Origin of the sequence: Lactiplantibacillus herbarum (assembly GCF_001039045.1) — a bacterium.
Classification (GTDB): domain Bacteria; phylum Bacillota; class Bacilli; order Lactobacillales; family Lactobacillaceae; genus Lactiplantibacillus; species Lactiplantibacillus herbarum.
The window spans coordinates 1-11,390 of the sequence record NZ_LFEE01000032.1 but is presented as its reverse complement, the minus strand read 5'-3'; the positions used below and the strand labels follow the sequence as shown (position 1 = coordinate 11,390).

21 protein-coding genes, 2 tRNA genes and 1 pseudogene are annotated in these 11,390 nt (G+C 42.7%); 19 read left to right on the top strand and 5 right to left on the bottom strand.

What is annotated here, in order from left to right; genetic code table 11:
* Window positions 1-328, bottom strand: a 328-nt coding sequence (locus ACG95_RS09900; RefSeq protein ID WP_048000348.1) for an ImmA/IrrE family metallo-endopeptidase, incomplete at its 3' end; no start/stop codon positions are given.
* 11 nt (window positions 329-339) lie between these two features.
* Window positions 340-702, bottom strand: a complete 363-nt coding sequence (locus ACG95_RS09895; protein ID WP_011101082.1) for a helix-turn-helix domain-containing protein — start codon at window positions 700-702, stop codon at window positions 340-342.
* 172 nt (window positions 703-874) lie between these two features.
* Here ACG95_RS09895 and ACG95_RS09890 point away from each other — a divergent pair, with 172 nt between their 5' ends.
* The gene (locus tag ACG95_RS09890) at window positions 875-1,105 is read left to right on the top strand and encodes a helix-turn-helix domain-containing protein (RefSeq protein WP_011101083.1); all 231 of its coding nucleotides are present in this window, start codon (window positions 875-877) and stop codon (window positions 1,103-1,105) included.
* Window positions 1,106-1,177: 72 nt separating this feature from the next.
* On the opposite strand, the gene ACG95_RS09885 is transcribed toward ACG95_RS09890, so the two are convergent.
* From ACG95_RS09885 to ACG95_RS09875, 3 genes are read right to left on the bottom strand one after another with little or no spacing between them, the layout of a single operon-like run.
* Window positions 1,178-1,492 (bottom strand): hypothetical protein, encoded by a 315-nt coding sequence (locus tag ACG95_RS09885; RefSeq protein ID WP_003642787.1) that lies wholly within the window; start codon window positions 1,490-1,492, stop codon window positions 1,178-1,180.
* Between the two features lie 37 nt (window positions 1,493-1,529).
* Window positions 1,530-2,408, bottom strand: coding sequence for a hypothetical protein (locus ACG95_RS09880; RefSeq protein WP_021732645.1), 879 nt, complete (start codon window positions 2,406-2,408; stop codon window positions 1,530-1,532).
* Window positions 2,408-2,644 carry a helix-turn-helix domain-containing protein gene (locus ACG95_RS09875; protein WP_033609666.1) on the bottom strand — a complete coding sequence of 79 codons (237 nt, stop codon included), beginning with the start codon at window positions 2,642-2,644 and terminating at the stop codon, window positions 2,408-2,410. Before ACG95_RS09875 ends, ACG95_RS09880 begins: the two co-directional genes overlap by 1 nt.
* Window positions 2,645-2,778: 134 nt before the next feature.
* Here ACG95_RS09875 and ACG95_RS09870 point away from each other — a divergent pair, with 134 nt between their 5' ends.
* The 18 genes and pseudogenes from ACG95_RS09870 to ACG95_RS09785 all read left to right on the top strand — a co-directional run bounded on the left by ACG95_RS09870 (window position 2,779) and on the right by ACG95_RS09785 (window position 10,651).
* Window positions 2,779-2,985, top strand: a complete 207-nt coding sequence (locus ACG95_RS09870; RefSeq protein WP_033609665.1) for a helix-turn-helix transcriptional regulator — start codon at window positions 2,779-2,781, stop codon at window positions 2,983-2,985.
* The gene (locus ACG95_RS09865; RefSeq protein ID WP_003642791.1) at window positions 2,985-3,281 is read left to right on the top strand and encodes a hypothetical protein; all 297 of its coding nucleotides are present in this window, start codon (window positions 2,985-2,987) and stop codon (window positions 3,279-3,281) included. The genes ACG95_RS09870 and ACG95_RS09865 overlap by 1 nt, the downstream gene beginning before the upstream one ends.
* Window positions 3,282-3,487: 206 nt before the next feature.
* Window positions 3,488-3,793, top strand: coding sequence for a DUF771 domain-containing protein (locus ACG95_RS09855; protein ID WP_003642793.1), 306 nt, complete (start codon window positions 3,488-3,490; stop codon window positions 3,791-3,793).
* Between the two features lie 67 nt (window positions 3,794-3,860).
* A complete protein-coding gene (locus ACG95_RS09850) occupies window positions 3,861-4,373 on the top strand; it encodes a helix-turn-helix domain-containing protein (RefSeq protein ID WP_033609664.1) in 513 nt (170 codons plus the stop codon).
* Window positions 4,374-4,482: 109 nt separating this feature from the next.
* The gene (locus tag ACG95_RS14910; protein ID WP_079111822.1) at window positions 4,483-4,611 is read left to right on the top strand and encodes a hypothetical protein; all 129 of its coding nucleotides are present in this window, start codon (window positions 4,483-4,485) and stop codon (window positions 4,609-4,611) included.
* 132 nt (window positions 4,612-4,743) lie between these two features.
* The gene (locus tag ACG95_RS09840) at window positions 4,744-5,130 is read left to right on the top strand and encodes a recombination system host exonuclease inhibitor (protein ID WP_021732643.1); all 387 of its coding nucleotides are present in this window, start codon (window positions 4,744-4,746) and stop codon (window positions 5,128-5,130) included.
* Window positions 5,127-6,015, top strand: a pseudogene (locus tag ACG95_RS09835) (recombinase RecT). Before ACG95_RS09840 ends, ACG95_RS09835 begins: the two are co-directional and overlap by 4 nt.
* Entirely contained in the window at window positions 5,939-6,799 is an 861-nt protein-coding gene (locus tag ACG95_RS09830) for a PD-(D/E)XK nuclease-like domain-containing protein (RefSeq protein WP_076633665.1), read from the top strand. The pseudogene ACG95_RS09835 and the gene ACG95_RS09830 overlap by 77 nt, the downstream one beginning before the upstream one ends.
* Before the next feature lie 78 nt (window positions 6,800-6,877).
* Window positions 6,878-7,786, top strand: a complete 909-nt coding sequence (locus ACG95_RS09825; RefSeq protein WP_021732640.1) for a DnaD domain-containing protein — start codon at window positions 6,878-6,880, stop codon at window positions 7,784-7,786.
* The gene (locus tag ACG95_RS09820) at window positions 7,783-8,070 is read left to right on the top strand and encodes a hypothetical protein (RefSeq protein ID WP_048000346.1); all 288 of its coding nucleotides are present in this window, start codon (window positions 7,783-7,785) and stop codon (window positions 8,068-8,070) included. Before ACG95_RS09825 ends, ACG95_RS09820 begins: the two co-directional genes overlap by 4 nt.
* On the top strand, window positions 8,067-8,600 hold the full coding sequence (locus ACG95_RS09815; RefSeq protein ID WP_021732638.1) for a hypothetical protein: 534 nt from the start codon (window positions 8,067-8,069) through the stop codon (window positions 8,598-8,600). Before ACG95_RS09820 ends, ACG95_RS09815 begins: the two co-directional genes overlap by 4 nt.
* Complete coding sequence (locus ACG95_RS09810; protein WP_021732637.1) at window positions 8,593-9,012, top strand: RusA family crossover junction endodeoxyribonuclease; 420 nt, start codon at window positions 8,593-8,595, stop codon at window positions 9,010-9,012. Before ACG95_RS09815 ends, ACG95_RS09810 begins: the two co-directional genes overlap by 8 nt.
* Window positions 9,009-9,239, top strand: a complete 231-nt coding sequence (locus ACG95_RS09805) for a hypothetical protein (protein ID WP_021732636.1) — start codon at window positions 9,009-9,011, stop codon at window positions 9,237-9,239. Before ACG95_RS09810 ends, ACG95_RS09805 begins: the two co-directional genes overlap by 4 nt.
* A gap of 79 nt (window positions 9,240-9,318) precedes the next feature.
* Window positions 9,319-9,480 (top strand): hypothetical protein, encoded by a 162-nt coding sequence (locus ACG95_RS14450; protein ID WP_165570769.1) that lies wholly within the window; start codon window positions 9,319-9,321, stop codon window positions 9,478-9,480.
* A gap of 30 nt (window positions 9,481-9,510) precedes the next feature.
* Entirely contained in the window at window positions 9,511-9,690 is a 180-nt protein-coding gene (locus tag ACG95_RS09800; RefSeq protein ID WP_021732634.1) for a hypothetical protein, read from the top strand.
* A 163-nt stretch (window positions 9,691-9,853) separates the two neighbouring features.
* Window positions 9,854-10,315, top strand: a complete 462-nt coding sequence (locus ACG95_RS09795; RefSeq protein ID WP_003642805.1) for an ArpU family phage packaging/lysis transcriptional regulator — start codon at window positions 9,854-9,856, stop codon at window positions 10,313-10,315.
* 122 nt (window positions 10,316-10,437) lie between these two features.
* Window positions 10,438-10,510, top strand: a tRNA-Asn gene (locus tag ACG95_RS09790).
* Window positions 10,511-10,579: 69 nt separating this feature from the next.
* Window positions 10,580-10,651, top strand: a tRNA-Trp gene (locus ACG95_RS09785).
* The last annotated feature ends 739 nt before the right edge of the window (window positions 10,652-11,390 follow it).

Sequence of the window (11,390 nt, the reverse complement as noted above, 5' to 3'; positions counted from 1 at the left end):
CTCTTGAAAAGATTCTAAACACGTTCTCAGCTTCACGTTCAAACTTAGAATGTCCATGTTTAACGGAAGTGTAGTACCCAATCAGCCCCTCATGGAATATAACGTGTCCTAGTTCGTGACCGAGTATGAAATACTGTGTAGGCGTGTGTTTAATAGAATTATTGAGTAGTATGATAGGCTCTTGGTTGTCATAAGCATTTTTACCCAGAGGCATTGCCCCAAAATCACACCATTCCACTTGTATGTTAAGCTTTTCCGCAATTACAAACGGGTCCGCTGTGTGATAACGATTGACAATAGTTTTAACGATATCTTTTACTCTATCCATAAGTACAACTCCTAATCATGCTTGTGGCGTTTCCAGAATATTGTTGCCATTGCCACGCGCACTTGTTGTTTTTCTTCTTCAGTAAGATCTTCACCCCCATAGGTCATCGAACCCTCATTTGCCTCAAGAAAATCCTTCAGGTCAATGGTATCTTTCTTGGTTGCCCATTTTGGCGTGCCATTTTTTCCAAGCAAGTAGTCAGTTGTCACGGAAAAACGATCTGCAATTTTAGAAAGTGTTTCAAGATCGGGCTGTCGTTTTCCTTGTTCATAGGAAGCCAGTGTTGTTTTGGCCATGCCTAATTGCATTGCTAATCTCTCTTGCGTTAGACCAGCTTCTCTTTTTCGTAATTCTTTAAGGCGTTCAGCAAACATTGATAGGCCTCCTTCAATTAATTATAAGATTACTACGCATAATGCGTATTTTGTACAGAAATATAAAAAATACTCGTTTAGAGTATTTTTTGTTGACTAAGTACGCGAATTGTATTATATTAATAAGCATCAAAGGTACGCGAAACGTATTACTTAGTTAGGAGGTGTTAACATGCGTCATTGGTTAAAAGAGTGGAGAGACATCAACGGACTAACGCAAAAAAAGGCTGCTGAATTTCTCGATATGCCAGAGACAACTTTAGCGTCTTACGAACAAGGGCATAGAACACCAAGTGTTGGTAGAGCTAAGAAAATGGCTGTAAGAATGAACGATATATCGAAAAAAAAACGTGTTAAATGGACTTATTTTTTTGAAGATAAAGTACACAATACGAGTAAATAAGGAGATGACAAAATGAAGCCAATGAAAAGTAAAAGAGCCGCTATCGCAAATAGCAACTCTTCGGATTAAACGTTAATGACTGACAATCTTTACCACTTTGGAGCTGGCAAACACGGTGCCAGGGTCATCATCAGTGAAAAAGAAAGTGTAGTTGTTTAGAAGTTTGGTGATACTTGGCACTAATCCTAGCTTGATATGTTCGTTCAGTTCAAACGGACCATTAATTTCGTCTTTGTTAGGAAAATCGTACGTTATCTTTTCCCAGTTCTTTTTAGAAATTTTTTTAGGACGATCATTAATTGGCGCAGTGCGAATACCCCAAACAAAGTCATGTACGTTTAGCGTTAGTGTTTCACCATCTAAAAAATGAATCGTAGCTGTTAACATTTTTTAACCACCTTTTTAAGTGAGAAGTCTATGGAAATTATTTTTCCACCTCGTTGTAAGGCGCAGTCAAGATAAGCATCATAATGATTGCATTCGCCAGGCCTACGTTTGAAATTAGTGAGCTCAACATTGCAGAAAATAGTTCGCCAAGTATGGCATTGAAAATAATTAATTTCATTTTAGAAAGGGAATGATACTGTTGCAAAATTTTATTGATGATACTATACGCCGGTTCACCATTCTTACCTTCATGGGCATAAGAGGTCTCGTTTATTTTGCTTACTTCAGCATTTTGTTCTTGGGCCTCCGTGAATTTCTTTATCGGCTTGGTTGGTACGACTTCAGGCGTAGATTCATTAATGGAGTGAAGGATGCCTTCAACTACTTCCGGTCCAAATAATTGTGCCATGTTTTTAATTTCTATCTGCGTTTTTTTAACGTTTTTAAGCCCTAATTGATTAATTATAGTGTTGAATTTGGCACCTGTTCTTAGATCCATTGCAGTAACATTTTGAATTTGTGCGTTTAAGGTATTTGCCGTTACATTAGCGGACATGGCAATACTGGAAAGCTGTTTCAACGTGTTGCTTGAAGCTAACATTGCCGGCCTAGTGGATGCAGCAATACTGGAAAGCTGTTTCAACGCGTTGCTTGAAGCTAGTATTGCCGGCCTAGTGGATGCAGCAATACTGGAAAGCTGTTTCAACGCGTTGCTTGAAGCTAGCATTGCCGGCCTAGTGGACGTGGCAATACTGGAAAGTTGTCTCAACGCGTTGCTTTGCAAAGTTAATGTGCGTACCCCATTCAAAACTTCTTGATTATTAATGAGACTCTGCACTTGCTTTAGTGTAGCACTATAGTTGGCATGTGCCGAAAATTGGTTGTGTCCATAAATTGAATCGTTTAGCGTTGCCATTATTCTTCCACCTCGTTGTAGGGCGGAAAGTCGAAGAAGTCGTGGACGCTGATACCAAGGCCACTACAAATTTTATAGATAGTATCAATTCTGGGTGCAGAGCCGCGGTTCACAATATTGCTGAGGGTTGTTGCTGCCATTCCTGATAGTGTTGCTACACGATTTAATGTTATGTTTTGTTCTTTCATGTACGAGTAAAGACGTTCTTTGAAGAACGTGCTATGAGTTTTATCCATAAATATCACATCCTAACCCAAATGAGTATATGACAAACATAACATTATTTTTTTAAATAAAGTTACTCAAATGAGTAGACAATACATTCAATTGAGCATATACTCTAAAGAGTATACAGAGATGAGGGGAAAAAATGACATCCGGAGAACGATTAATCCAATTTCGCAATAAAAGAGGTTTAACACAATCTAAATTATCCGATTTAAGTGGAGTTCCTCAAACAACAATTAGTGGAATTGAAAATACCAGTAAAACGCCTGGACTTAGAACGGCAATAAAGTTGGCAAGTGCTTTAGAAATTAATGTCAAGGATCTGTTACCTAAGGAGGTGATCGAGTAATGGAAGTCACACAAGAACAATTGCACGAAATGGTCCAATCAGAGGTAAACGCAGCTATTGCCGCCAAAAGCCTAGCACCAGTCAAAGCAAGAAACACTGCTTGGATGGAGCTTAAAAACGATATTTCGAAATTTGTCAACGAGAAGTACGGTAAGAATCCAAAAGCTTATTCATTGTCAGACGCAGTTAAAACGATCATTAGGTTCCATTTAGGTGTGTCTAATGTTTATCAAATTAACGAGAGCAACATTGATGAAGCGCGTCGAATATTCGAGTTACTAAAAGCAAATATTTAATTTTCAAAGAACGGAGGAAACAAAATGACACATCTATCACGAACTACATTAATAAATGCACTAGCAAAGGTTAAACCAGAAACACCAAGAGTAATGTTTGAGGCACTAAGCGATAAAGCACTAGATGCTGAATTTCGAGCAGTAACGGCCGAGTATAACGAGCAAGCTAGCCAACTTATGTCAGTTTCATATTAGGAGGTGCGAACATGTCAGATACGATATTGATTCGGCATGAGGCTCCAAAGGGATTCCAATTCATTAGCGAAGAAGAATACGAGAAGTTCCAAGCCTGGAAGCAAGCACAACGTGGTATTCGTACTTGGAAGCTTAAAGATTTGGCCAAGTATAAATACGGAACTAAATCAACCGAACGAGCCTCACGATATTTAACCAAGCATCGTCATGATTTGGACATTGAACAGGGTGGCTTCATTGATTATGTGAATACCCATAACGGCTGGCAGATTCCAGCAGCTGAGATGATCGATTACCTATTAGATCATCCCGATTAATTTAAATTATAAGTGAATTACATGGAAAGGCTATATAAAGCCCTTTCCAAAATACAGAGGTGTAGGTATGAAGAACAAGTTTGCAGAGCAATTGTCATTGGCATTAGGTAAAAATAAAACACTAACACAGCAGCAGATTGCAGATAGGACGCATGTTTCTCCCGGACAATTGTCCCGGTTGAAGAGTGGATCAAGAAGCACTGATCCACAAATTAGGAAGTTGTTAGCAAATGTAATTAACGATTTTTGGCTTAATTATTCTGGTGCTCGTGAGAATTTCGGAGTGCTGTCATTTCAGAATGACAGGCGTCTAAAGGGTGATATGTTCTCAGCCCTAATGCGTCAGAAGAAAGAGCAGCAAGAACGAGAGGCAATGGAAGCCGAGTTTGAGAACGCTATTGCGATTAACCCAAATGATCGGACACCAGCGCAGCAGCTAGTCATTGAACGTTATCCACGTGAATACGCGGAAGAGATCAGCGCCGAGATAACCGATTTGGCTAAGAAAGCTGAGTATGCCGGTATCCCAATGGATAAATTGCAGGAAGTAATCGATAAAGTCAATCAAGAAAATGGCTAGGAGGAAATAGCAATGATTGAAGGAGCATTAGTAGGCTGCGCGTTAACTGCATTGTGGTTCAAGCGTCATGAAGTTGCTAGTTGGTTTGGAATTTAAGGAGATGAAGACGATGAAATTTACATTCCGGATCGGAAACGTGCTTTACAAACAGATCACAATTGAAGAATTGAATAATGTTTTTGGCACATTTAAGGAGGTCGAACGAATTGGAAGTACGCAAAGTATCGCCAAAGCCTAAATTTGAGTACGAAAAAAGCTGCTCGAGTATTGGAAGTACCCGTGCAGCAAAGACGCTTAATAAATTTATTTTCGATTTTTATTGTACTCCGAAACAGTCACTAAGGCAACGCTTGAAACGGAGGTGGGCAAAATGATGCCAGCACAGGCAGATTTAAACGAGCATTGGCAGCAACGTAACGACTCACGCGACTGGGTACTTGACGCAGATAACTATTGCTACGATGGTGACGAGTTCGGCAAGGCACAGTTGTTTCAAGATTACATCGATAACAATGACTTTAAGCAGTGGGCGACTGATATGCAGGCCGATATGTTAAGCGCCATTTGTATCGTCACTTTCGGTTCGACTGACGTGAGCGTGTTGTATCCAGATCAAGGTGAGGAGCCTAATTGGCAATGGTTGATTGATGTGTTTGGTCAGTCTCGTCTATGGGACGAGCTACTGGCACACATCGACACGGATACGATGATGACACGTCTGGGCTATCACTGGGTATCAGAGGAGGAAGAAGCATGAGTAATGAGTTAGCTACGATGGTTAATAACAATATTGAGGATATGAAGAATAATGAAGGCTTGTCATTACCACCTGATTATCTCAGTAGGGAATGCATTAAACAGCGCGTATCTGATTTTGAGCGATACCACTAAGGGCCAACCATTACTTGATAAGTGTGACCAAGGATCAGTTATCAAGGCGTTGATGAACATGGCAATCCAGGGATTGAGCCCGGCTAAAAATCAATGCTATTTCATTCCTTATGGCAACCAGTTAGTCATGCAGCGCTCCTATTTCGGCTCAATTAGCGTTGTAAAGCGTCTTTCAAATGTGAAAGATATTCAGGCACAGGTTGTCCACAAAGACGACAAGTTCAAGATTGGTGGTAAAGATGGAGTGTTGGTGGTTAAAGAGTTCGAGCCAAGCTTTGAGAACCTAGATAAGCCAATTATCGGGGCCTTTGCATGGATTGAAGACATCAACAGGAACCGGACATACACGGTTATGACAAAAAAAGACATCGACACCAGTTGGAGCCACGCTAAGACGAAGAAGGTTCAAAACGAGTTCCCAGAAGAGATGGCTAAACGGACTGTAATTAATCGAGCTGCAAAGTTCTACATTAACAGTTCAAGCGACAACGATTTGTTCGTGCAAGCAGTTAACGAAACCACTAGCAACGAATATGAGAATGACGATAGAAAAGACGTAACACCGACTAAAAGGTCATTAGAAGCTGATGTAGCAGAGAATAAAGCCGAGAAGGTAGAATCTGCCGAACCAGCTAAAGAACCCGTTAGAACGGCTGTAAAGGAGGCATCAAGCAATGATCAAGAACCTGTCAAAGACGAAGTCGACCAGCAAAACCTCTTCGACAACCTCGGAGACCTTGACGCCGGCTAACTATTACGATCGCTGGACAGATCAATCATTTATGTCAGCAACATGGTTCAAGAAGTTTCTAGCATGTGAAGCAGAAGCGTTAGCCGAGTTGCAGGGTAAATGGGAACCATGTATGAACTCAACGGCGCTAGTCGTTGGAAATTGGCTTCACAGCTACTTTGAAAGCGAGAAAGCTCATGCCAAGTTTGTTGATGAACATCCAGAGGCAATTTCAAGCCAGGGCCCAAGCAAAGGCCAGCTCAAAAAGGACTTTAAAATTGCTGAATCCATGATTGAAGCCTTATCTGACGATCATGATTTTAATCTTCTTTATCAAGGCGATAAAGAAGTGATTGTAACTGGTGGAATCGGTGGTTATCCCTGGAAGGGCAAGATTGATTGCCTCAATTTGAAACAAGGTTACTTCGTGGATCTCAAGACGACCGCTGACATATACAAGGCGTATTGGAATCCAGAAACTCGTGAGAAGGAACCGTTTGTATATGCGTATAACTACCCACTTCAGATGGCAGTCTATCAAGAGTTGATTAAGCAGCAATTTGGCGTGACGTGCAAACCGTACATCGTGGCAGTAAGCAAACAGGATCCACCAGACAAGCAGGCTATTGATTTACCGGAGTACCGACTTACTAATGCTATGAACCAGGTATTGGAATCTCAACAGCATATTCAAGATGTCATTAAAGGCGAAGCAGATCCTACCCAATGCGGACATTGTGCTTATTGTCGTAGTACCAAAAAGTTAGAGAGCGTCGTTAGTGCAGACGACTTACTCATAGATTGACTAAACAGAATTGGCTTGAACAGCAGTGACTGAATCCACCGAACGGGTGAAAGGCCCATTAGTAAAGGAGGGACGAATTTGGATTACTTCAAGCAACGACGAGCGTACCGCAATTTTAAAATGTATGAAGCGAGTGTCTCTAACGGCCAAAATAATCTGTATCGCGAGTTATTAGACTATGCGAACGATGAAGGCAAGTTGGACGTTCAGTTTCGCATGAAAAATTCGGCATTACTCAGTCTGACAGGACTATCCGAACCCGGCCTCGATAAAGCACGCAACTCATTAGTGCAACTAGGACTAATTAAATACGTTAGAGGCAAGAAAAATGTGAAACCGCCTGAATATCGCATTATTAATTTATATAGTAGGTCAGCTGGTTACCCAACCAGTAACCCAACTACAAGCCATAAAAGTAGGCCAACTGGTTTAGATGAAGTAGGTCAACCGGTTGGGCAAGGTGGAGGTCAACCAGTAGAACATAAAGAACTTACTAGTACTGACCCTTACTTGACTGATACTGACTCTTATGATGATGACGAGGGCGTGACGCGCGAGCAGGTCATTAACGATTGGACCAACCTGTGGGGATTTCCAAATGGTATTGCTCGTCCCGAAATGGATGAATGGCTGGAAGAGTTCAAGCCTGAGGTGATTGCCTATGCAATTTGGGTTGCTGGAGAACATCAGATTGGATCTAATGCATGTTTGAAATACGTTCGTGCAATTGTTGCGGGTTGGAAGAAACGAAATATTACGACGTTAGAGCAGGCTAAAAAGGCCGCTGCTAATCATGACGACCGCATGAAGAGCGAAAGAAAACCTAGTGGCTATTCAAAGCCACGCCGTAAAGAAGTTACGCCAAAGTGGATGCAAAACGGCGCTTCTCAGGCGGCTTCTAAGCCAAATTCAAGTGATAACGAGCAGGACGATATGAGCGACGAGGCGTTCCTAGCGTTCATGAACAGTCAGGAGGAAGCTAAATGAATTGGGGTAATCAATTAGTCAAGTTAGCCGCTAACCATGCCTATGAACCGGCCGCATTACACTGGACTAAGCAGCGCATGAAACGGCATTTAAAGGCTGGCGGTAGCGCGCAAGATGAAGTGTGCGCTCATGAGTACAAACTATTTGCACTCGAAGTTTTAATTATTGAATATCAGCGGGATGGCTTAAATTTTGATTTGACCCAATGTTGGGGTAAGCCAGCCGAGTATTTTATTGCTCTAGAGCAAGCTAGACAAAGATTGCAAACGGAGGTGAGCGCATGACTGAAACACAGGTGCTAGTAATTAACGCTGATCTACCTGATATTGATCACCCACTAGCAATCGGGTCCGAACCGGAAATGTTTAAGCTCGCGCAACATAACTACAAATCTGGTGAATGGCCGTTCCCGGTTAGACTGGTGAAGCCTGGAACTAAGGTAAGCAGTGATGTGGCCTATCTAGCCAGTATGAAACAAGATCCGAAACAGGACGAACGTGAGGATGTCAGAGCCATTCGGCAAGCACATAAGCATGGCAAACATACGCTTAGAGAACTAGCTGATAGTACGGCAATGGAATTAAATCGGGTAAAGGATTTAGTCCATAAATACAGCCTGCCACTGACTAACGATTACTGGCGTGCTGAGAAGTATAACAATCCTGATGAAGTGATCGCCTATCAAACACTGGCACGATTATGTAAGAGAATTGACGCCCCAGAGTTCTCGATTAGACAGGCCAGTATGTCTAACGGGATCGTTAATGGCTACTACATTAGCCGGGTGCCGGGGCTGAAAAATAAACATGATTAAGCATACTTTCATGCTGACACCAGTTCAGCAGCAACGACCGCGAGCCACGCGTTATGGTCGATCGATTCGGTTGTATGATCCTAAAGCAGTCAAGCAATTCAAGCAGGCTGTCGCTGAGGAAGCCATGCTCACGTATCGACATCAGCCGTTGTCAGGCAGTTTGGCAGTTACCTTGGTATTTTATCGACCGGTACAGCAAAGCTTGTCTAAGGTCGAAAAACAGCGCCGGATTGACGGCAGACACTTACCAGTCGTTAAGCCAGATTTAGACAATTATATCAAGTCGTTTCTTGACGCATTACACGGTATTTACTGGCAAGATGACGCACTGATAACAGATATTGTCGCTAGTAAACGTTATGGCCGGCAACCGAGGATTGAGATTGAGGTTAAGGAGATTGAACAAGGATGACAAGTTTATCAATGGTATTGGGTAAAGAAGCGGTAGTGGCCTACATGGTCGTCCTGACCTTCCAGGGCGAAATCATGAAAAACTACCCAAAGATTTATAAGCGGTATGGCGATGCATTCAAGCGTTGTGAGCACTTAAATCATGTGATCAAGAGCGATGATTATCGCTGGAAATTGATGTGCGCTAAGGGCTGGTATGATGTTGACCCGAATGACAAGGGGGATTAGATATGGATGCTGAAATACCAGCATGGGCCATACAAGCGGCCTGTGAGGCTATGGGCTACGCAGATGAGTCGGAAGTAGCGTGGGAAGACTACCCGCTGGTTATGGCGATGGCGGAATCGATGGAGGGCGAATGATGACGATTAAAGATTTGCTTGCTGATTGGGTGGCGTGGACAGCAGTTTGCTTCGTAGTTGTCGGCGGCATCAAGCTGTTTGTGGTTGTCCTGGGCTGGCTATTCTAGCGGTATACACATTGATAGGAGATGGCAATCATGATTAAGCTTGATGTTTGGTCGGAATGCGACTCAGCTGGTATTGAATGGCACGACACAATCGAAGTATCGGCTGATGCGACTGATGATGAAATTGAGCAAGAAGCCAAAGAGACGGCACTTCAACACTTCGAGTGGGGCTATGACGTTATTAAAAATGGAGATGGCGACGATGATTAAGTTTAGAGCGTGGGATAAACAAAAAGCCGCCTACTAGGGCGACTAGTCACGGGACCACTCGAATGACCGTTGTAAGTATAACATAAAAAAGCGCTGCCATCGCTGACCGCGCTACAACTAATTCCGAATAAGTTAATTATAGCATACGAAAGCGGAGGGGCACATGATGGGTGAACAGCAAGTTATTTCAGATGAAATTTTTCCACCAATTGACCAGGAGAAAACAATTAAACAGGTGCGGCGGTTCCTGGATAAGAAGTTACCGCAAGCAGTTCGGGCGTCCGGCCATTCGGTCGCTGATCTAAAATCGCCTAGCATGGATGGCATGCCTAAGTCGGCCCCAGCTGGTAATTCGGCTGAGGATCGGATTACACGCCGCCTGTATGCAGAGCAGATTGTCCGACAGACTATTCAGGCAATGGCTCGGTGTGATCATGAGTGCCAGGAGATATTAGATCGGCTATATCTGCAAGGATACAGTGACACGATGTGCTACATGGATATTGGCTACAGCAAGACGCAGTATTTTGACCGCTGGAAGCCATTGGCAATGCTACAGTTCGCACAGAGCTACTACCTAGAAGATCTGAATATTTATCAAAACCGAACTCAAACCGGACTTTAACCGAACTTTTTCCGAACTCAAGCCGGACTCCATAGCAATAAATCGGTGGTAAATTAGTATTATCGATAATTGGTTAGGGCGACAAATAAACGTTTTTCTGATAGCTCTAATTGATTATTATTGTGGCCTTAGCTCAGTTGGTAGAGCACCTGACTGTTAATCAGGTTGTCGCTGGTTCGAGTCCAGCAGGCTACGTTAGACGGGCACAGATGTACAGTTTGTGTTGCCTCCTTGATTAAGTTGATATGACGGCCCGTCTATTAAGCAGATATGATCTAATTGGCAAGATGGCGGTCTCCAAAACCGTCTATGTTGGTTCAAATCCAGCTATCTGTGTAGCCGGCGGATTTATAAGGGGTGATGCGCTCCTCTCTGCCGCCGGCATTAGTCTTCGTATTTAACGTCGGCCGTTAAATGTGAGTATCGCTGTGGGCTAATTGGTAAGCCACAATGGGATGTAGGTTCGACTCCTACCAGCGATATAGTTAGCAGGGGAAGTTGCGAATCTGAAATAAGTTCGCGACTTGGCCCACACCAATCATATTGACCCAAGCAAGTCACTAAACTGCTGAAAGCTTGAGATGTGGCTGGAGTCGTGTTTGGAATTAACTTCATAACATGAACTCCCATCGTCTTGTTTACATTGGCTGTGCTTGTGGCGGAATAGGTAGACGCTATCCGAAGCTAAGGTTGAAAGAAGCCAAGAACAAGTAGGAGAGTACAAAATCCAGTATATGTAGGGTGCAAATCCCTGCCAAGCACATAATTGGCGCAATTAATCTGGCCACCAAATTACATGCGGAAACATGTGCGCTGTGGTAACATAATCAAACATGGTTGCAAAAACTATAATCGTTTTTCTGATAACGACTGTGTTTAGGAGCCTGACATTTAGTTGGGCTCTTTTTAGTAAAGTAAATAGTGTGTATTGCAACTCAAATAATACTAAATATAGTATGATATTAAATTGTATTGTTGAATAACGGGATCGCCATCTTATGAGACAACAATACATAAGCCTGGCTGTCGTCAGGCTTTTTTAGTACGACGAATTGTCAAACCAAGTGCAACACTT

Bases quoted from the DNA above. Each gene is read 5' to 3' on its own strand.
- ACG95_RS09855 (WP_003642793.1), top strand. From the start codon at position 3,488: ATGTCAGATACGATATTGATTCGGCATGAGGCTCCAAAGGGATTCCAA.
- ACG95_RS14910 (WP_079111822.1), top strand. From the start codon at position 4,483: ATGAAATTTACATTCCGGATCGGAAACGTGCTTTACAAACAGATCACA.
- ACG95_RS09865 (WP_003642791.1), top strand. From the start codon at position 2,985: ATGGAAGTCACACAAGAACAATTGCACGAAATGGTCCAATCAGAGGTA.
- ACG95_RS09850 (WP_033609664.1), top strand. From the start codon at position 3,861: ATGAAGAACAAGTTTGCAGAGCAATTGTCATTGGCATTAGGTAAAAAT.
- ACG95_RS09805 (WP_021732636.1), top strand. From the start codon at position 9,009: ATGACAAGTTTATCAATGGTATTGGGTAAAGAAGCGGTAGTGGCCTAC.
- ACG95_RS09820 (WP_048000346.1), top strand. From the start codon at position 7,783: ATGAATTGGGGTAATCAATTAGTCAAGTTAGCCGCTAACCATGCCTAT.
- ACG95_RS09810 (WP_021732637.1), top strand. From the start codon at position 8,593: ATGATTAAGCATACTTTCATGCTGACACCAGTTCAGCAGCAACGACCG.
- ACG95_RS09895 (WP_011101082.1), bottom strand. From the start codon at position 702: ATGTTTGCTGAACGCCTTAAAGAATTACGAAAAAGAGAAGCTGGTCTA.
- ACG95_RS09830 (WP_076633665.1), top strand. From the start codon at position 5,939: ATGATCAAGAACCTGTCAAAGACGAAGTCGACCAGCAAAACCTCTTCG.
- ACG95_RS09800 (WP_021732634.1), top strand. From the start codon at position 9,511: ATGATTAAGCTTGATGTTTGGTCGGAATGCGACTCAGCTGGTATTGAA.
- ACG95_RS09815 (WP_021732638.1), top strand. From the start codon at position 8,067: ATGACTGAAACACAGGTGCTAGTAATTAACGCTGATCTACCTGATATT.
- ACG95_RS09840 (WP_021732643.1), top strand. From the start codon at position 4,744: ATGATGCCAGCACAGGCAGATTTAAACGAGCATTGGCAGCAACGTAAC.
- ACG95_RS09795 (WP_003642805.1), top strand. From the start codon at position 9,854: ATGATGGGTGAACAGCAAGTTATTTCAGATGAAATTTTTCCACCAATT.
- ACG95_RS09870 (WP_033609665.1), top strand. From the start codon at position 2,779: ATGACATCCGGAGAACGATTAATCCAATTTCGCAATAAAAGAGGTTTA.
- ACG95_RS09880 (WP_021732645.1), bottom strand. From the start codon at position 2,408: ATGGCAACGCTAAACGATTCAATTTATGGACACAACCAATTTTCGGCA.
- ACG95_RS09885 (WP_003642787.1), bottom strand. From the start codon at position 1,492: ATGTTAACAGCTACGATTCATTTTTTAGATGGTGAAACACTAACGCTA.
- ACG95_RS09875 (WP_033609666.1), bottom strand. From the start codon at position 2,644: ATGGATAAAACTCATAGCACGTTCTTCAAAGAACGTCTTTACTCGTAC.
- ACG95_RS09890 (WP_011101083.1), top strand. From the start codon at position 875: ATGCGTCATTGGTTAAAAGAGTGGAGAGACATCAACGGACTAACGCAA.